This window comes from Microcoleus sp. PH2017_09_SFU_O_A (assembly GCF_020738625.1).
Classification (GTDB): Bacteria; Cyanobacteriota; Cyanobacteriia; order Cyanobacteriales; family Microcoleaceae; genus Microcoleus.
This window is the reverse complement of sequence record NZ_JAEQCF010000091.1, coordinates 35,829-54,278: the sequence shown is the minus strand read 5'-3', so window position 1 is coordinate 54,278 and position 18,450 is coordinate 35,829. Positions and strand designations below refer to the sequence as shown.

The 18,450-nt window shown below is 44.5% G+C and carries 14 protein-coding genes and 1 tRNA gene; 4 read left to right on the top strand and 11 right to left on the bottom strand.

Going from position 1 to position 18,450, the window contains the following annotated elements; translation table 11 throughout:
* Nucleotides 1-239: 239 nt before the first annotated feature.
* The 4 genes from JGK16_RS32830 to JGK16_RS27530 form a co-directional block, all read right to left on the bottom strand.
* Nucleotides 240-482, bottom strand: coding sequence for an NIL domain-containing protein (locus JGK16_RS32830; protein WP_293201058.1), 243 nt, complete (start codon nt 480-482; stop codon nt 240-242).
* 219 nt (nt 483-701) lie between these two features.
* Complete coding sequence (gene cysW, locus JGK16_RS27540; protein ID WP_293203530.1) at nt 702-1,580, bottom strand: sulfate ABC transporter permease subunit CysW; 879 nt, start codon at nt 1,578-1,580, stop codon at nt 702-704.
* Nucleotides 1,570-2,430: a sulfate ABC transporter permease subunit CysT gene (cysT, locus tag JGK16_RS27535; RefSeq protein WP_293186033.1), complete on the bottom strand. Its 861-nt coding sequence runs from the start codon at nt 2,428-2,430 to the stop codon at nt 1,570-1,572. The genes cysW and cysT overlap by 11 nt, the downstream gene beginning before the upstream one ends.
* A 138-nt stretch (nt 2,431-2,568) precedes the next feature.
* Nucleotides 2,569-3,687, bottom strand: coding sequence for a sulfate ABC transporter substrate-binding protein (locus tag JGK16_RS27530; protein WP_293193277.1), 1,119 nt, complete (start codon nt 3,685-3,687; stop codon nt 2,569-2,571).
* A 530-nt stretch (nt 3,688-4,217) separates the two neighbouring features.
* On the opposite strand from JGK16_RS27530, the gene JGK16_RS27525 reads away from it, so the two are divergent.
* The 4 genes from JGK16_RS27525 (at nt 4,218) to JGK16_RS27510 (ending at nt 8,660) form a co-directional block, all read left to right on the top strand.
* On the top strand, nt 4,218-6,377 hold the full coding sequence (locus JGK16_RS27525) for a serine/threonine protein kinase (protein WP_293186029.1): 2,160 nt from the start codon (nt 4,218-4,220) through the stop codon (nt 6,375-6,377).
* 359 nt (nt 6,378-6,736) lie between these two features.
* Nucleotides 6,737-6,809 (top strand) — tRNA-Thr (locus JGK16_RS27520).
* Between the two features lie 273 nt (nt 6,810-7,082).
* Complete coding sequence (locus JGK16_RS27515) at nt 7,083-7,499, top strand: hypothetical protein (protein ID WP_293193278.1); 417 nt, start codon at nt 7,083-7,085, stop codon at nt 7,497-7,499.
* A 6-nt stretch (nt 7,500-7,505) separates the two neighbouring features.
* Nucleotides 7,506-8,660 (top strand): hypothetical protein, encoded by a 1,155-nt coding sequence (locus JGK16_RS27510; protein WP_293193279.1) that lies wholly within the window; start codon nt 7,506-7,508, stop codon nt 8,658-8,660.
* Between the two features lie 85 nt (nt 8,661-8,745).
* Here JGK16_RS27510 and JGK16_RS27505 read toward each other — a convergent pair whose 3' ends face one another.
* The 7 genes from JGK16_RS27505 to JGK16_RS27475 all read right to left on the bottom strand — a co-directional run bounded on the left by JGK16_RS27505 (nt 8,746) and on the right by JGK16_RS27475 (nt 18,434).
* The gene (locus tag JGK16_RS27505; protein WP_293193280.1) at nt 8,746-10,617 is read right to left on the bottom strand and encodes an aminopeptidase P family protein; all 1,872 of its coding nucleotides are present in this window, start codon (nt 10,615-10,617) and stop codon (nt 8,746-8,748) included.
* A 17-nt stretch (nt 10,618-10,634) separates the two neighbouring features.
* Nucleotides 10,635-11,804, bottom strand: a complete 1,170-nt coding sequence (locus JGK16_RS27500) for a pyridoxal phosphate-dependent aminotransferase (protein WP_293193282.1) — start codon at nt 11,802-11,804, stop codon at nt 10,635-10,637.
* A 192-nt stretch (nt 11,805-11,996) separates the two neighbouring features.
* The gene (locus tag JGK16_RS27495) at nt 11,997-15,038 is read right to left on the bottom strand and encodes an SMC family ATPase (protein ID WP_293193283.1); all 3,042 of its coding nucleotides are present in this window, start codon (nt 15,036-15,038) and stop codon (nt 11,997-11,999) included.
* 277 nt (nt 15,039-15,315) lie between these two features.
* Nucleotides 15,316-16,491, bottom strand: coding sequence for an exonuclease SbcCD subunit D (locus JGK16_RS27490; RefSeq protein ID WP_293193284.1), 1,176 nt, complete (start codon nt 16,489-16,491; stop codon nt 15,316-15,318).
* A 52-nt stretch (nt 16,492-16,543) separates the two neighbouring features.
* Entirely contained in the window at nt 16,544-16,879 is a 336-nt protein-coding gene (locus JGK16_RS27485; protein WP_293186015.1) for a DUF433 domain-containing protein, read from the bottom strand.
* A gap of 183 nt (nt 16,880-17,062) precedes the next feature.
* Nucleotides 17,063-17,389, bottom strand: a complete 327-nt coding sequence (locus tag JGK16_RS27480) for a DUF433 domain-containing protein (protein ID WP_293186036.1) — start codon at nt 17,387-17,389, stop codon at nt 17,063-17,065.
* A gap of 151 nt (nt 17,390-17,540) precedes the next feature.
* A complete protein-coding gene (locus tag JGK16_RS27475; RefSeq protein ID WP_293186013.1) occupies nt 17,541-18,434 on the bottom strand; it encodes an ion channel in 894 nt (297 codons plus the stop codon).
* Between the last annotated feature and the right edge of the window lie 16 nt (nt 18,435-18,450).

Sequence of the window (18,450 nt, the reverse complement as noted above, 5' to 3'; positions counted from 1 at the left end):
TGCGCGAGCCTGTACAGCCTGGATCGATCGCCAATTACCAAGTTTCTTCATCGGGATGATTGGAATTGCTCCAGATTTCCACATCTAAATCATTCAGATAAATCAGAGCACTTTCAATTTGTTGACTTGTACCGTTAAGTTCCAAATCAAACGGATAAATTCGGGGGAAGAGAGGATTTTAGATTTTCGATTTGGGATTGATTCCACGGATAAATCACGTGGCGGGTACCATCAAAAAATTATTGGTCATCGGAAGTTTTGCCACCCAACAAAGCTGCATTAAAATTCACCTTTAAACCGTGTTCCGAAATCAGGTTAGAGATAACAGGTTCCTGATGGTATTCTTTGGGAATGCGAATGCGAATGCGGGTTTGAGTTGGTCTGCTGTCTCCTGACTCAGTGTGCGGTATGTCTGATTGTTGAGTTTGGTGGAAATTGTCGATCGACTCAAATTCAGGTTCGCTATTGTTCTGGTTTAACATTGTGGCCTCCTAATGTCTGTTTCTTTTCAGGGATAACGTACTACTGCTTGACGATTAGCCCTTCGATCCACCCTAACCCTCCTTAACAAGAGGGGGGCAGGAGTATTCTCAAAGTCTCCCTTAAGAAGCGGGATGTCAACTGTCAACTGTCAACTGTCAACTGTCAACTGTCAACTGTCAACTGTCAATTGTCAACTGTCAACTGTCAACTGTCAACTGTCAACTGTCAACTTCCTTAATGCTAGTTTTCCGTTCCAAAATCTCCTTAACCACGAGAGTAACAACAGCTAAAAAACCGAGAACTACCGCAGCGGAAAATGCTGCTTGCGTCGCGTACTGCTTGTAAGCATCCTCGACAAACAAAGGCAAAGTTTGGGTTTTTTTAGCAATATTTCCCGATACCACAGAAACAGCTCCAAATTCTCCCATTGCTCTAGCATTTGTCAAAATCACACCGTAAAGTAAGCCCCAGCGAATATTCGGCAGCGTCACATTCCAGAAGATTTGCCAATCATTTGCTCCCAAAGTTTTCGCCGCTTCTTCTTGATCGGTTCCCACTTCTTCTAAAACAGGAATCACTTCGCGGGCAACAAAAGGTAGAGTGACAAAAGCAGTAGCTAGCACCATTCCTGGGAAAGCAAATATAATCTTAATTCCAGCAGTTTCCAGCCACGGGCCGAACCATCCCAGCCGACCGTAAAGCAGTACAATCATTAAACCTGCGACTACGGGAGAGATGGCAAACGGCACGTCTAAAATGGTGATTAATAGGGTGCGTCCGGGAAATTTATTGCGGCCGATTACCCAAGCTGCACACAAACCAAATACTGTGTTTATAGGTACAACTATCAGAGCTATCAGCAGGGTAAGTTGTGCTGCTGATAGAAAATCTGGTGAGGTTAAGTTGGCGAAAAATGGCTCGACTCCCTTTTTGAATGCTTGGTAAAAAACGTTGAGGGTTGGGATAAATAAGACGAGGCCGAGATAGCCGATCGCAATTCCGATCAAAGTTGGCTTTACCCAGGCTTTTTCTTTGCCCCGCGACGAACCCGCTGGCGGAACTGTGTAATTTTTAGATAAATTGATCTCAGCCGTCATAGCGTCTCCTCCAGGCTTGTAAAATATTAATTGTGAACAGCATTGCTAGGGAAATACCTAACATGACAGTGCCGATTACTGTGGCTCCTGCATAGTCGTACTGTTCCAATCTTTGGAAAATCAAAACAGGTGCAATTAAATCTTTAAACGGTACGTTGGCTGCTACAATTACCGTCGAACCGTACTCGCCAACGGCTCGGGAAAATCCGAGGGCAACTCCGGTTAAAATTGACGGAAAGAGCGGCGGTAAAACTACTCGCCAAAAGGTTTGAAATTGAGAAGCACCCAAGCACCAAGCTGCTTCTTCGATGTCTTTTTCCATTTCGTGTAAAACTGGCTGTACAGTTCGCACGATGAAGGGTAAGGATATAAAGATCATGGCTACGCCTACGCCCAAGCGAGTGAATGATATCTTGATTCCTAATGGTGCAAATAGCGAACCGATCCAGCCGTTATCGCTGTAAACTGTGGCGAGGGTTAAACCTGCAACGGATGTTGGTAGCGCAAAGGGTAAATCGACTGCTGCATCGACAATGCGTTTTAAGGGAAAGTCGTAGCGGACTAATACCCAGGCTATTAATGTGCCGAAGACTCCGTTGATTAGGGCTGCGATTAATGATGTGACGAAGGTGACATCGTAGGCGGAAAGGGCGATCGGGCTTGTGGCAATTTTCCAAAATTCGCCGGGGTTTGCTGTGCTGGCTTTTAGCAGCATGGCTGTGACTGGCAGAAATAGCATTAGGCTGAGGTAGCCGATGGTGATTCCCCAAGGTAGTGTGATTTTGCCGATCGCTCTTTTGATATTGGCGATCGCAGATTGAGGGTTGGTTGCTGGAGATGATACTGCCATTTAGGTTTGAGTATTTCTTCGTTTGTAGTAAGGAATGCAAGTCCTTGAAAAGCTAATATTTTGGGGAGGACTGAAGTCCGAACGATCGAACCGTTTGGAGAGGACTGAAGTCCTCACTACGAGCGGGTAATTCGGGAATTAGCGTTTAATCGATCCTTGGATTTTGTCAAACGCGGCTCCGTCATCAAAGAATTTCTTCTGAATTTCTCCCCAACCTCCCAAATCTTTAGCTGTAAATAGGGTTTTGACGGCGGGATATTTTTGGGCAAATTCTGCTTCTTTGGCGACTGTCTCATCTACTGGGCGAAATCCTGCTTTGGCAAATTCTCGCTGGGCTTCTGGAGTGTACAGATACTTGACAAAGGCTTCGGCGACTTCGCGAGTGCCGTGTTTGTCCACGTTTTTATCGACGATCGCAACGGGATTGTCGATCGACACATTCACATCGGGAATAATATAACTCGGTTTTTCGCCTTTCTCAGCTACTAAAATAACTTCGTTTTCGTAATTTATTAAGGCGTCGCCTTGGCCTTGTTTAAAAAAAGCATCCATAGCTTCGCGGGCATCTTTAGTCAGAATCGGAACATTTTTGTAGACTTTGGTGGTAAACTCTAATGCTTTGGTGTCGTCTCCTCCGGTTTTAATTACCGAACCCCAAAGTGCTAGGAAATTCCAGCGAGCAACGCCTGAGGTTTTGGGATCGGCGGTGATCAATTTAACTCCGTCTTTGCTTAAATCTTCCCAGGTTTTAATGCCTTTGGGATTGCCTTCGCGGGTGACTATTGCTGCTACGGATTTGCTGACGATACCTTCGCTGGGAACTTCTTTTTCCCAGCCTGGTTGGATGAGTCCGGCTTTCTCGATTTTGGCGGTGTCGAGGGCGAGGGCTAGGTGTACGATGTCTGCTTCTAATCCGTCAATTACTGCTCTGGTTTGGGAACCGGAACCGCCGTAACTTTGGCTGAAGGTGACGGTTTGTCCTTTTTCTTTTTGCCACTTTTCTACAAATTTGGGAATTATCGCTTCGTGGGCTGCTTTGGTGACGGCGAAGGAAACGAGGGTTAATTCTACTTTGCCTTTGTTGGCTGCTGGGTTTGTTGGGGTTCCCTGCTGGCAGGATACAATTGCCAAACTTAAAGTTATTCCTACTACAAATAGCGACACAAATCTTTTAAGTGCAGTCAGCGATCGATTTTGGCTAATTGGTAGCTGTTGTGGTCGGTGAAATTGTTGAGTTAGGTGTTGCCACGGGCTCATTATATTTGTTCCTTTACTAAAGTACGGTTATTAGGTCGGGATACCGTAATTATGGTGGTGAAGTACGATTATAGACAAGGGCGAGCGAAATGGCAATAAGCAAAAAAAATTGGTAAAAAAAAAGGTCGATCGGGCGTCTCTTAGCCTAGTTGCCCGGTGCTGTACGCCTGGATTCGCAGTAAAATGTAAAGAATATAAACATTGTTAAGTTAAGCTGCTGAGGCTGTAAACCTGGGCGAGACCTCAAAGGTCAAAGGCTGGAGTTGCGAGTTTCGGAGAAAGGGCGATCGACTCTAGATAGTGTTTTTTAGGGGCTTTCGCGTCGTGGGGGGAATCCGATCGCAGCCTGCCAAGTAAATCTCGTTAGGAAATTGATTCGATTGTCAGACATCTCCAATACATCGAATAACTCCTCTACAATTGACAATCTAAAATCTCATAAGTTATTTAAGAAAGACAATCTAAAATTTAATAGATTATCTAAAATCGGAAATCTCAGACAATCTAAAATCTAAAATCTAAAATCTAAAATGGTATTACCTCGCCCCGTCTCAGATACCCTAATTGAACTGTTGAAACCTGTAGCCTGCGAATTGGGAGAAAGATTGGGAGCAAGCGCTGTCAACGAACGCTATGCAGAAATTGAGCCGTCTGGTTCTTCTGCTTTGAACCAGCAAATCAAAAAAGACCCCCGCTGGACTAAAGCACAAGTGAAGTATTTGCAGCGGCAGCAGGCCCGAGAACAAGAGTTAATTGCGATCGCCAGCATAGAAGAAGAAAAGGTAAAGGAAGAACGCGCCAATCGAATTAGGGCGGAAGAATTGAGAGATCAGCGGACTATTAGTCGGCTTGGCCGCGAGTTAATGCGGGAGATTCAATCAGAAGCAATTCGAGTTAAGCTGAACGAAATTCAAATTATTTGGGACAGGGACAACTGGTTTTCCAATTTGAGCAGGCAGGAAACTGAACAGATTTTGCAGCAGCAGCAGCACCGATTGCTGTTGTTAGTTGCTCCGGCCAAAATTAGCCAAGATTGCCCGGATTCGTTTCGCCACAATCTGAATATCGAGCTGCCGGCTAAGTTGAGAACTTTTTTGAACCAGCACTACCCCCAGCACGGAGAATCCTCTCCAGTTCAGTTTTACGGAGATTATTTCAAAAACCCTATTTCTGATATTGATGTGGAGCGGTTGCAGACTGTTTTGTCTCCCGTGCCAACCGCTATATTGTACAGCGACATCAGCGATTATGAAGTTAATTTTCATGTCGGTTTTTGGGGAATCATCAATCAGAATGTTTCCCTAGTGGCGATGCAGCCTTGGAATTGGGAAGAAGTTTATCACCAGTTGGAAGCCGAGGGGAAAGATGAAAAGGTGAGACTGCGGATTATTCGGCAAATAATTGTGACAATTCATAAGTTGCTGGCGGCTTTTTTAGCGGATTTGTATTATTTAAAAATAGATTTTACTCACGAACCTCAGCTATTTAATTTAGAGGCGGAATTTGCTCAGGAATGGTTTTCTCAAGATTGGGCCCTACCGTATATGGAAACTCTTAAAGAAATTCAGGAGCAGCAGCGAATAACCTATAAGGGAGAGATGCGGCGGTTAGCACTGCGAGAGGCGAAAGCTAGGGCGGAACGCAAGCGTTTGGAGGAGGAGGCACTAAAAAGCAGACAGGAAGCTGAGGCGAAATCAAAGCGGGCGAAGGAGTTCGCTCACAAATTAAAAAATCTGAAATGGCGGTGCGCTTACACGCTGCCGGGACATTCATCGTTTGTGAATTCTCTGGCGATTAGTCCTGATGGCGAAATTCTGGCTAGTGGCAGTTGGGATAAAACTATTAAGATTTGGAATTTAGAAACAAGGGAATTAGTTGGCACTTTGACGGGACATTCCGATCGCGTAAATTCGGTTGCTATTAGCTATGACGGAAAAATGTTGGTCAGCGGCAGTTCGGACGAAACAATTAAGTTTTGGAATTTGTACAATGGCGATCTATTGTGTACTTTTCCAGGACATTCTATGGAGGTGAATTCGGTGGCGATCAATCCGAAGGGGCAGATAATTGCTAGCTGCGGCGGGGCTGATAATACGATTAAGCTGTGGAATTTGCGAACTGGTGAGTTGCTGCGGACTTTGAGGGGTCATTCAGACAATGTGAATGCGGTGGTTTTTAGCCCGGATGGTAAGATATTGGCGAGCGGGAGTTCGGATGCGACGAGCAAGGTTTGGGATGTGGAAAGCGGTAAGTTGCTGCGGACTCTTTCGGGTTTGAATGTTGGGGTGAATTCTGTGGCGATCGCGCCGGACGGTCAAATTCTGGCTAGCGTCAGCAATGATTATACGATTAAGCTGCGGAATTTGCACACGGGCAGTTTGTTGCGGATCTTAAATTCTAATTCTGCGAAGCGAAAGGGTGTAGCGAATTTAGGGATGAATGAGGCTGTGCATATTTTGCGGAATTATGTAAGTCGGGGCGATTCGGTTGCTATCAGTAGGGACGGTTTGACTTTGGCTAGCGGCTGCGATGATAATAAGATTAATATTTGGAGTTTGCAGACGGGGGAGCTGTTGAGCACTCTTGAGGGACATTCGGGTACGGTATACTCGGTGGCGATCGCACCTTCGGGCAATTTGCTAGCCAGCGGCAGCGCGGATGAGACAATTAAGATTTGGTGTTGCGATTAGGCAGTTGGCAGTTGGCAGTTGGCTGTTGGCTGTTGGCTGTTTTCAGATCCTATCCGCTAATTAACCACAATACTTGTACGGGCGGGTTCACCAACAATCTATAATTCCCATTAACAATCTAGATAAACCCGCCCCCACCACGCGACTTACCCACAGGGGCTAGAAACCGGGTTTCTACGAAAAATTTGGGTTGAGTGACGAGAAATATCGGAAGAAACCCGGTTTCTGATCTCGGGGTGCGCCCAGGAGACGATAATTCCGGTTCTGCCCTTACCGGAAGAGGTTTTGGGCGAATTTGCAAAAAAGTTTGCTGAGGGGGTTGCGCTAATGGCGATAAGTTTGCTATATTAATTTTCACTGCTGGTGTAACTCAGTTGGTAGAGTAGCTGATTTGTAATCAGCCTGTCGCAAGTTCGAGTCTTGTCACCAGCTTATTTCATGAAATTAAGGCTAGATGTAACTTCTAGCCTTAATTTTTTTTGCCCCGCAAGCGTCTCAAAGTCCTTGTCACCCGCCTCAGCAATTTTGATTGTTAACGTAATCTTTTTTCCAAAAATAGAAATATCTATGGTTATATTGAAGGTTATATTGAATCGGGCGATCGCAAACTTGAGCGTCTGATTATCAAGTTTGATTAAATGTTGGCCACTCAACTTAGCAAGTTATTCTACACTAACTTTGTCAGCACTGTACCGGAGCAGCGAAATGTCCCCTTGGGTAAAAGATCCACATTCAGGAGGAGTTAAAATCCCACCGGCAGTTCAAGAACGGGTGAAACAGCGTATTCTTAATTATGCTGCTGCTAACTACGCTGGTAAATACACTCGCCTAGGCATCCGTTTTCGCAGTCAATTTTGTTACGTTGATGCCTACACAGAACCTGATGTCCCCTTAGATTTTCCGTTCAAAGAGCTTCGCGTATCTCGTGAAGAATATTTAGAACAAAGACGAAATAACCCCCTTCACCTGTGTCGGCTGCGTTACTTTAGTGATGAAGAAGCTTGGACTCTGGGATTTTACGCCTATAGCAGTGAAAAATACGAGCCTTGTATGTTCCCAAATGGCAGTTTCTACGGTACGCCGGAAGAAGCCTTTGCCATCTCTTCGATGTACTTGGAATAACCCAAAATGAGCGAATATCAATATTACGAGTTTCAAAGCGTCGATCGACGTTTGACTCAATCCGAACAAGAAGCAATCAGCAAACTGTCTAGTCGCGCGCAAATCAGCTCTAGCAGAGCTATCTTTGTCTATAGCTATGGAGACTTACCGGGCAACGAAAAACAATTATTAATCAAATATTTCGATGCTATGTTTTACATAGCTAATTGGGGATCGCTACAACTAATGTTTCGTTTCCCTAAAGGTTTGATTGATATCGAACTGATGCGGAAATATTGCATTGAAGACATAGTTGAGGTTTCGGAAATTAATGATTTTGTCATTTTAGAAATTTCTATTAATGAGGAAGAAGGTTTTGATGGGTGGATAGAGGGAGAAGGAAATTTATCCTCTTTGATAGGTTTGCGTCAGGAAATTTTGCAGGGAGATTATCGTTTACTTTATTTAGCTTGGCTGAAAGGGATTACCTATCTTGATGAATTAGACGACGAAGATGAAGATGATGATGAAGAAAATGAAGATGATGAAAATGATGAAGAAGGGCTAGAACCACCTGTTCCTCCTAATTTCGGTAAGTTATCTTCATCGTTACAGGCTTTTATCGATATTTTTGAAGTGGATGAGCATCTACTCAAAGCTGCAATCAGTGCGAGTGTTGCTAAACCTTCAATTCCTGAAAGTAGCATCAAAGAAGCTATCAAAAAACTTGAACGTTCTGAAGTCGATACTTTTTTAATGCGGTTACTCAAAGGAGAATCTAATCTCTCTATTGAATTGAGTAAGAAATTATCAGGAATGATAGAAGTTAGACAAGAGAAAAATCCCGGTAAACGAACAATTCGTCAGCTTTTAGCAAGCGCAGAAAAGGAAGAAAAGAAGGAAGAAGAAAGAAGAGGACAGGAAGCTAAAGCTGCACGAATCAGAGATTTAGAAGCTTTGGCTAAGCGAGAAACGGCTGCTTGGGAAGATATAGACGCTCTTATTCAAAAAGGAACTTCTAGCTCTTACGATGAAGTAGTGCTGTTACTTTTAAAACTCCAAGATTTAGCGGATTATCAAAACCAAACAGTTAAATTTTTCACACGGGTTCAACAACTGCATAATAAATATAGCAGTCGCTCTGGATTGAAAAGACGTTTGCTTAAGGCTAATTTATTATAATCCAAATCAAGGTACGTTGTTGGGCTTTAGCCCTCTTTATTTATATCTTGAAAGAGGGCTAAAGCCCAACAACGTACCTATTTTTTCAATACGCAGTACAGGCTTTTTTCAACCAGGTGATTGTAGCAGTATCGAGTACGGGTGAGAGTTTCTCAACTACTGAAGCGTGATAGTTGTTCAACCATTGTAGTTGAGTTGTTGATAGCCGATCGACATTTATCAATTTTTGCTCAAACGGAATATACGTCAGCGGTTCAAATCCGTACCAAGCCGTACCGTTTTTAGACGGCATTTCCCTGACAACGTAGAGATTTTCAAGGCGAATTCCGCCCCAGCCTGGTTCGTAATATCCCGGTTCGATACTCGTTACCATTCCCGGTTCGAGGGGATATTGGACAAATTTGCTGATACCGTTGGGGCCTTCGTGACCGGCTAAAAATGCGCCGACTCCGTGGCCCGTGCCGTGTCCGTAATCTAGCTGTTGTTGCCATAATACCGCACGGGCGATCGCATCTAACTGCGATCCGGTTGTACCTTTCGGGAATTGCTGCATGGCACAGTTGATGTGTGCTATCAAAACTGTGGTGTAGTGTTCGATTTGCTGCGTTGTCGGTTCCCCGACTATCATGGTTCTGGTGTCGTCGGTTGTCCCGGCTAGATACTGTGCGCCTGAGTCTAGCAGCAGCAATTCTCCGGGTTTTAGCGTGATTTCGGGGCTGGGAGTGCCGTAATGTACGATCGAGCTATTTGCTCCCGCACCTGCGATCGTTCTAAATGTTAAAATGTGAAAATCAGCTTCTTGCTGATAAAAACTTTCGATACTTTCTTTAACATCAAACTCCGTCAATACATTACCATTTTCTAGCTGTTCTGTCAACCACTTTAAAGTTAGAGTTTTAGCTCGACTTGCCTTAAAATTAGCAGATTGCATCTGCTCGATTTCCACAGGATTTTTCCGAGCTTTCATCCCTTCTACGGGATTTGGCTCGAAAACTATTTCTATCTTATTTTCACTAGCTTTTTGCTGGTTTAACAATAACTGGTAAGTGCCTGCTGTACTGTGTTTCGCATCTAACAGCACCCGAACTTGTTTCGGCAAATTCAAACAAAGTTCTAAGGTTGACGGATAGTCGGAGTAGGGCAGCAAAGTTACAGCCGCCGCCAATTCTTGCTCGATTTCCGGTGAAACTCGTTCGAGATTTGTCAACAAAAATGCTGCACCTGCGGTGACAATCGCGTAGGATATGAAAATGGGAATGTGGGGAATATCCGAGCCTCGCAGATTGAACAGCCACGCTATTTGATTCAGGTTGCTCATCGGGAGTACATCGATATTAGCCTTCTGCATCGCTTCCCTGACTCGGACTAATTTTTCGGCGCAGGTTTCTCCGGTCAGGGATGCTGGTAAGCTAAATATAGGAGATTCGTCAATCGCGGGTAAAGTTTCTGCTGTTTGACGAACTTTGTCTGCTAAATTTTCCGGGATTGAGACGAGTTCAATTCTCGCAGTCGCAAATTTTTTGAGCCAATTTTGATATTGCTCAGTCGCTACGGTAAACGGATCAAAACCGAATCTAATTTTAGTTGATTTGGGGGCAGATTCAGTTGCCAGTTTTTCTAAAGTTTCAATTAAGCTTAAATTTCCTTCTAAGCCAAGTTTTGATATTTGAATCAATCCGGCATCGACTTGCAACTCTGCTTGTTCGTAATAACGGGAATCTACAAATAACCAAGCGGAATTTTTGCCAACTAACAAATCGCCAGCCGAACCCGTAAAACCTGAAATCCAAGCTCGTCGCTGCTTTGCTGCTGGGACTGATAAATTTAAGTGTTCGTCAACTGCTGGGATGAAATAGCAATCTAAGTCATAGTTTGCCATCAAAGCACGCAAAGTAGCAATTTTTTCAACGGAGGCATTCTTCAGAATTCGTTCAGATTTAAAGTTAGTTGCAACCATTTGTTTAATATCCTATATTACTGATTTAAAATTGTCTTCAAACCTTTCACGAGCCTGCTAATTCCTGCCCTGGCTGTTGCATTTTCTAGGGCACCGTAAGCAACGCGCAAATAGCAGCCGCTATCCATACCGAAGGTTGTGCCGGGAAGCACTGCTACATGATGTTCGCGAATTAATCGCTCTACTAATTCCATTGTATCGAGTTCGGTGTCAACTTTCAAGAAAAAGTAGAAAGCCCCGGCGGCTGGGGAAATTGTACACAGATTTTGGATGGTATTGAGTTCGTCTAATACGAGTTGGCGCACAAATGCGATCGCCCTTACATAATTATCGCAGTAACCTCTACCAACTTGCAAGGCTCCCAGGGCTGCATACTGGGAAATTACCGGCGGACAAATTAAGATGGTATCTTGAATTTTCCTCACCGAAACCAGCAAATGTTCTGGGATTACCATATACCCGATGCGCCAACTCGCAAAACCGTAGGCTTTGGAAAGGCTAAACAGGGAAATTGTATGTTCGCTGCTGTTGGAAAAACTTGCGGGCGAACAGTGTTTCACGCCGTCATAGGTAAAATATTCGTAGGCTTCATCACTGATGTGATAAATATTGTGTTGGCGGCAAATCTCGTTCACTTCCCGGAGAGATTCGGCAGAATAAACCACGCCTGTTGGGTTGTTGGGTGAAATGGTGACAATTGCTCGCGTTTTGTCGGTGATTGCTTTTTTAATCGCAGCAATATTGAGTTGATAATTGGCGTCGGTTTCTACTATCACGGGGTGGCAATTTGCCATGACAGCAGCCATTTCGTGGTTGAAATAATAAGGTGATTGAATGATAACTTCGTCTCCCGCCGAGGTGATGGCGAGAATGGCGTTCGTAAATCCCATATTGCTACCGGCGGTAACAATAATACAGTTTTTGTTGTTGATTTCTATGCCGTTATCTGTTTTGAGTTTGGCCGCGATGGCATCTTGTAATTGTGGGATTCCTTCGACGGCTTTGTATTTGTGATTGTCGGGATTTGCGAAGAATTCTGGGATTTTTTCAAATGATTCTTGGGGCGGATTGTAGTAAACTATGCCTTGTCCCAATGATATCGTTCCCGGATTTTGTCGGATAAGTTCGCCTACTACTGGGATGATTGGCGATTGTACTGATTGCATTCGAGTTGGGTAATTTTTCATTTAATTTAAGTCTGTTTTTAGGATTAATTTTGTTTGTATACGGCGGTTGAAACCGCGTCTACACAAGGGAAGTCCGCCTCCGCGGACTGAAGAAAACAACTGAAGAAAAAAAACATAATTTTAACGGGCAAATCTTCAACCCGCGGAGGCGGGTTTTGCTTGTGTAGACGCGGTTTCCAACCGCCCGGTCTTTTAAACTCTTTCTATTTCTATTCTAGAACCTTGGGGCGACTTAAATACTTTAACTTGTGCGGGCAATCTTTCGCCCAATCCTCTAACATGGGTAATCACTCCAATTAGCCTTTCTCGCTGCCGCAATGATTCTAGAATTTGAGTGACGCTTTCGAGGGTTTCTGCATCTAAAGTGCCGAATCCTTCATCCAGAAACAAGCTACCCAGTTGAGTTCCTTGAGATAGTTTTTCAGACAAAGCTAAAGCCATTGATAGCGAAGTGGCGAAGGTTTCGCCACCGGAAAGGGTTCGCACTCGTCTAGCTTCGCCGCCATTCCAATTATCTGCTACCCAGTATTCGCCGTCTTGGTTTTTTAACTTGTAGCGATTTTCGGTTAATTCTTGCAAAATCAAGGTGGCGCTGCCGACTAATTCTGCTTCTAAATGTTCTAAGATGTAGGATTGAAATTCGTTGGATTTCAGATTCTGCGCTAAGGTGTGATAGGTTTGCTCTTGTTCTGTGAAATTTGTAATTTGCTGGGACAGTCTTTCGGCTTGTTCGAGGGTTTGGGCTGCTACTTGAATCCACGCTAAAAGTTCGGCGCGGTTGTTGTTGGCTTGTTTGAATTTTTCTTGGGCGGCGTGTTTTGCCGATCGCACTTGTGCTAATATATCTTCATCGGTAGTCCTGCCTGCGATCGCCTCGCTTAAATCCTTCGCCCGCGTCTCCAACTGAATTTTTGACTCGCGTACACACCGAATCGCATTTTCCCACTGCGATTGTTCGCTAACGGGCGCCACCGCTGCTAGAAACGTCTCTTCTGTGAAATCAGCCGCTGTTAATTTTGCTAACCAATCCTGGTTTAACTGCTGTTTGCTAGCTTGGGCTTGTGCGAAAACCTCCCCCGCTTGTTGCTCTCTCTCGGCTGCTTGAATAGCAGTATTTTGAGCGGTTTGATACGATTTTTCGGCAGTTGTCAGCAGATTTGCCAACTCTTGCTTGTCTTCTGCTAAGGCTTTTGCTAAATTAGCATAGGGTTGATATTCCGTAATTTGATAAAGCGCATTCACACAACTTTGCAACTGCTGCTTCCGACGGTCTGATTCGGCGATCGCATCTTGATATTCTTGCTGTTTAGCTGCTTGAGTCGTCGCTGCAAAATTAAATCTTTGTTCGTAATTATTATATTCAAAGGATGCGAGTTGGAATTGCTGCTCGGTTTCGCGGTATTGGCGATCGCTATCTGCAAGTATAACCAACTCCTGCTGCAACTGCAAGACTTCCCACTGCGGATTTTCCAGAACTTGAGTGATTTGCTGCTGCAACTGAGCAACTCTCTTCTCTGTCAATTCCAATGCTAGAGCAATTTCTGACTGTTTTTGCTCGCAGGCAAAAACTGCGCTTTTCCCCTCAGCCACCGCCATTTGAGCAGTTGGCAAAACCTGATTTGCAGCCGCCACTTTCCGGCGCAAACCAGCAACATCGACAATCTTAGAAATCGGCAAAGCAGGGAGCAAATCGCTCTCAGGATGCACCCCCCCGCACACCGGGCAAGTATCGCCAGCATTCAGCGACATCCTGACAGCAGCAACACTCTCTAAACGCGCCGCTTCCGCATTAGCAGTTTCCACCGCTTCTAACTCGGCACTGCACTCTTTTAGCCTGATTTCTGCTGCTGCTAAATTAGTCGCAACCTGCACGTAATTCTGTTCGGCGCTGGCTTTTTCGGCGACAGATTTATTCAACTGTTCGCGCTGAGTTTTTACCTGTTTGGCAATTAGTTGAAGTTCCATCAATAAAGGTGCAACTTCCTGCAATTTTTCAAAACGCTTTCCTCCGGGCGAATACTTTTCGAGCATTGCCGCTACTTGAGTAACCCGAAAACCAGCCGCCTGAATTTTAGTATTAGCAGCTTGCAGTTCTTTATCTGCTACTTGAAGAAACCGCAGTTTTTCCTGTTGATTTTTCTGGGCGAGGGCAACTTCTTTGTCTAATTGAGTGCGCTGTTCTTCATATACTTTTGCAGCAGCCAGAGCATCTTCGCGAGCCTTAATTTGTGGTGCTAATACCTCAGATTTGGCTTTGGCTGCTTCAAATTGCTGCTGCTCTGTTGCTAGCTCCGAGCGAGCTTTAGTTAACCGCTCCCGCGCTGATAAAGCAGCACTTTCGGCAGTTTCATACTGACTGCGAGCCGATCGCAATAAAGCCCAATCTCCCTGTAAATGGTTCGCAGCTTGCGCTCTTTCTAAACGCTGTGCTAAAATTGTAATCTCGGCGGAACTAGCATTTAATTGCGCTAATTCTTGTTGCAACTCTTGCCAGCGAGTGATTTGGGAAAATAGCTGTTCTTCTTCATCCACAGCCTTCTGAGCTTCCATAACAGCGCGCTCGAACTGAGGTAATTGCTGCTCTAAAATCCAAAGTTGCGATCGTTTTAGCTCCACCTCATTCGCCGCCGGAGCGCTCAACTCAGCCAACTGTCTTTCCACCATTTCCCGTTCTTGTTTCAGCAACTTCGCGAGTTCGTTTGCTTCCTTCCGCATCTGCTCAAAAATCTCAAATCCCGCTAGCTGCCGCAAAATTTCCCGGCGTTTAGAAGTATCTCCTTTAATAAACTCATCAAACTTGCCTTGAGGCAGAATAATGGCTCTTGTAAAAGTATCAAAATCCATCCCCAAAATCTGTTCAATCGTATTTTGAACAGCAACAATACTCGTCCCCAAAGTTTCCCAATTGCCATCTTGCCAACATTCCAAAATCACCTTATTCTCGGGAGATTTCGGACGAAAACGCCATCTCCGCGTCACCCGATACTGTGCCAAACCCACAGCAAAACGCAACTGCACCTTTAAATTTTCGCTTCCTTGACTTACCAAATCAGCTACTTGTTTGCCACTGCGATTTGTCGTACCAAAAAGCGCGTAAGTCATGGCATCTAGCAGTGAAGATTTGCCCGCACCAGTAGCACCAGTAATTGCAAACAAATCGAGTTGAGAAAAATCTAAGCGCTGTTCCCGGCGGAAGCTGGTAAATCCTTCGAGCAAAAGTTCTAGTGGACGCATACTGATTTTAGATTTGAGATTTTGGATTTTAGATTTCGGGATTTTTACAATTACGTTGTTCGGAGTTTTAGGGTACTTATCAAGGAGAGCATCTCACTTTTGCAAAAAAACAATTTCTTTACAGTGCTGTCCCCGCTCGAGAGTGTTGGATAGATTGCGAGCGGGGACAGCACTATAAAATCAAAACTGAGATGCTCCCCTTATCAAGTTTGTTCGCGAGCTCGCGAGCAATGGCAAAGAATTACCAATTACCCATCACCAATTACCAATTACCTATTTAATTATTAACTGGTTCTTTAAACTTCTTGTACAAATTCTGAAATTCCTCCAATACAGCGGGTTGTGGTGTCGTTCCCAAGCGGTTTTGATAATAGTTGCAGAACTCTGCTGCTGGATCGAAGTTGTTGGGATCGATATTAGTGCTCTCTGTTGGTTCTACGGGTGCATCCCGATAGCGCGGTTCAATTAACAGCGCTTGAGAACAAATTTGCCGCACGCGATCGGCTAATCCGATTTGCGGGCTATCCAATTCGACAATTACCTTCAAAAAACCAGGATGATATTGATGAGCTTCTAAAATTTGATCGAGATTGTCATTATCACATTGAAGCACTTTTAACGGTTTGTGGCAAGCCACCGGTCTAAATTCTACTTTGGCTTGACTTCCCGGCTCAACTTCGATCAAGCAAAATCCTTTTTCCTGTTCGGCTTCTCCAAAATCTAACTGAATCAAAGAACCGGAATAATAAGCAGGAGAACTCTTAGCAATCCGCTGGTGAATGTGGATGTGTCCGAGGGCGACATATTGAGCTTCTGGCGGCAGAGTTTGCGATGATAGCAGGTATTGTTCTCGCGTGTAATAAGCGACTTCGGATTTAGCCAAGCGAGCACCGTCAATGCTCATGTGTCCCATCAGCATATTCACAGTATTGTCTCGAAAATCTGTGGTTAAATTTTGCAGTAAATCTGCTACAATCTCGCGGTAATCTTGACGGCGGTTGGCGTCGCCAGAGTGCCACAGAGAATTGGCATCTAAGAGTCTTTGTTCGGAAGCAAAAGGCATCGCTCCTACGCATAGTTTACCATTTTTGGTATTCAGAGTAATGCTGCCACCGTCTGCCGATCGCCTGGGTTTACCTAAAGCGCGAACGCCGGCAAGGGATAGCAGTTGCGCGATGCTGTCGATGCGGGATGCTGAATCGTGATTGCCGGCGATCGCAATTGCGGGAATTTCGGCTGCTTGGAGTTCGCAGAAAAATTGATAGGCAATGCGCTCAGCATAGGCTGGAGGGTTGGGAACGTCAAAAATGTCACCGGCGACCAACACGGCATCAACATCGAGCTCCTTGGCTTGTTTCAAAATCTGCTCCAGGGCGATCGCAATTTCAGAAGTGCGATCGATCCCTCGAAAACGTCGTCCCAAATGCCAGTCAGCAGTATGAATTATTCGCATATTACAAGGAGTCTTTTATTTATTTTAATACTTATGGGTTTCTAACAATCGTTTAGGTGTCGCTTTCTTTTTCTTGTTCTAGAATACCTCGATCGATCTCTTCAATGTGTGCCTCAGCATAAGCAAAAGCATTTACCAAATCGGCAGCACTCAGATCCGGATGACCTTCTAAAATATGAGCATCGCTAGCACCTTGACGGCGATAACTTATTAACAGCCAAACAGGAATCCGCGTTTGTCTGATACAAGCTTCGCCGCCCATTACGCCGGGAGTCTTTTGAATTTCCGACCAAAAGTTACTTAAACTTTGGGCTAAAAATTGTATAGCTTGAGTTTTTTCCTCTGGACTTAGCGCCAGGAGTTGCGGTTGTAATTCTTTTAGTGTCATGTTCGTTATTCGTACTAAGTGGTAAAAAATATATGTTTGGTGATCGTCAAACTATTCTAGCACTTGCCACCCAGATTTATTGAGCCTATTTAAGTGCCAATTGTATAGTACGCATTGCCAGCCAAGAATAGATAATAATGTAACTCATAACTTCATTCAACAAATATAAAAACGTGCCACTTTTCAATCATCCTCATTTTCTTGAATTGCTGTTTCAATCTCGTCAGGATATGCCTCAGCATATGCCCAAGCATTTGCCAAGTCAGTGGCACGCAGAGTCGGATAATCTTCTAACAGTTCAGATTCAGAAATACCTAAACGGCGAGCATTCACCAACACCCAAACAGGAATGCGCGTTTGTCTGATGCAAGCATCGCCACCGCACACGCCGGGAGTCTTTTGAATTCCAGACCAAAAGTTGGTTAAACTTTGGGCTAAAAATAGTATAGCTTGAGTCTTTTCTTCAGGAGTTAACGCCAAAAGTTGCGGTTGCAATTCTTTCAGTGTCATGTTCGCAGTTATTGAGTTCATAAATATTAACTTGTTTTGCCCTACAGGTCTTCTAGGACTGGCTAAATCTAACAGAGGTAGGGACACGGCAGTGCCGTGTCCCTACGGCTTGTGTTGCAATACACCTAATTCTAGCGCTAAATCAAAACTTCTATTCCACAGGCTTCACATCGTGAAACCGAGTATAATCAACCACCCGCCCGCCATCCGGAGTTCTCGAAATAATATCTACAAACCGCATATTCCACACAATTTCTGACGCTACAAAAGAATGTCGCGCGTGTATAGTTTGCGAAACTGTCTCGTCAATTCCCGTTAGCGTAATTACAATTTCGGCGTGCTGCTCGATCAAATCTTTGGCGGTAAGTTGGTACAAAGGACTGTTCTCATCAATTGTGTGCATTACCGTCCAAGTTAAGGCAAAAATAGGAGATTGACTCCGCATTAATTGCAAATCGTAAAAACGCCGCATATATTCTCCTTCCGATGTTACTTCGTCGCGGATTAAAGTAGCTCGCTGCTGTGCTTCTAAAATTTGGTTGAAGCGCTGATTTCCTGCGCGGTACATCAGAGTCGGAACGCCGTTGAAAGGAGCGATTATAGCTACGCGGCTGAAGATAACTCTAGCGGTTGCTCGAGAAAATCTTGAAAAAGCCAGTCCCGTCACCATTGCGACTCCCCACAAACCAAAAAACGCTTCGATCGCAACTATAGTATTAGCGTACTCGGTGCGCGGATACATGGCACCGTAGCCGATTGTCGCCATTGTTTGCACGCTGAAATAAAAAGCATCTTTGAATGAACCAGGCCGTGCATTAGCAATGCAATCTCCTCCCGCTAAGTAAGCTAAGGCAAATAAAGAATTTGTGAGTACATACGACAGACAAATCAGCATGAAAAATTGTGGCCAAGAAAGAGTTAGCAGCCTGTGATATAGATCGGCAAAATGCAGGCGAGGTACTCCCAATTTGACAACACCCAAGGTGAATTGTCCTTTGCGATTGACTAAACGAGCCTGTGGCGGGCGGTTGCGGTGAATTTTCATTGCGATTTGTAACTGT

What these genes read in the sequence shown, in the direction of transcription:
- JGK16_RS32830 (WP_293201058.1), bottom strand. Translation starts at nt 482, where the DNA reads ATGTTAAACCAGAACAATAGCGAACCTGAATTTGAGTCGATCGACAAT.
- cysW (WP_293203530.1), bottom strand. Translation starts at nt 1,580, where the DNA reads ATGACGGCTGAGATCAATTTATCTAAAAATTACACAGTTCCGCCAGCG.
- cysT (WP_293186033.1), bottom strand. Translation starts at nt 2,430, where the DNA reads ATGGCAGTATCATCTCCAGCAACCAACCCTCAATCTGCGATCGCCAAT.
- JGK16_RS27530 (WP_293193277.1), bottom strand. Translation starts at nt 3,687, where the DNA reads ATGAGCCCGTGGCAACACCTAACTCAACAATTTCACCGACCACAACAG.
- JGK16_RS27525 (WP_293186029.1), top strand. Translation starts at nt 4,218, where the DNA reads ATGGTATTACCTCGCCCCGTCTCAGATACCCTAATTGAACTGTTGAAA.
- JGK16_RS27515 (WP_293193278.1), top strand. Translation starts at nt 7,083, where the DNA reads ATGTCCCCTTGGGTAAAAGATCCACATTCAGGAGGAGTTAAAATCCCA.
- JGK16_RS27510 (WP_293193279.1), top strand. Translation starts at nt 7,506, where the DNA reads ATGAGCGAATATCAATATTACGAGTTTCAAAGCGTCGATCGACGTTTG.
- JGK16_RS27505 (WP_293193280.1), bottom strand. Translation starts at nt 10,617, where the DNA reads ATGGTTGCAACTAACTTTAAATCTGAACGAATTCTGAAGAATGCCTCC.
- JGK16_RS27500 (WP_293193282.1), bottom strand. Translation starts at nt 11,804, where the DNA reads ATGAAAAATTACCCAACTCGAATGCAATCAGTACAATCGCCAATCATC.
- JGK16_RS27495 (WP_293193283.1), bottom strand. Translation starts at nt 15,038, where the DNA reads ATGCGTCCACTAGAACTTTTGCTCGAAGGATTTACCAGCTTCCGCCGG.
- JGK16_RS27490 (WP_293193284.1), bottom strand. Translation starts at nt 16,491, where the DNA reads ATGCGAATAATTCATACTGCTGACTGGCATTTGGGACGACGTTTTCGA.
- JGK16_RS27485 (WP_293186015.1), bottom strand. Translation starts at nt 16,879, where the DNA reads ATGACACTAAAAGAATTACAACCGCAACTCCTGGCGCTAAGTCCAGAG.
- JGK16_RS27480 (WP_293186036.1), bottom strand. Translation starts at nt 17,389, where the DNA reads ATGACACTGAAAGAATTGCAACCGCAACTTTTGGCGTTAACTCCTGAA.
- JGK16_RS27475 (WP_293186013.1), bottom strand. Translation starts at nt 18,434, where the DNA reads ATGAAAATTCACCGCAACCGCCCGCCACAGGCTCGTTTAGTCAATCGC.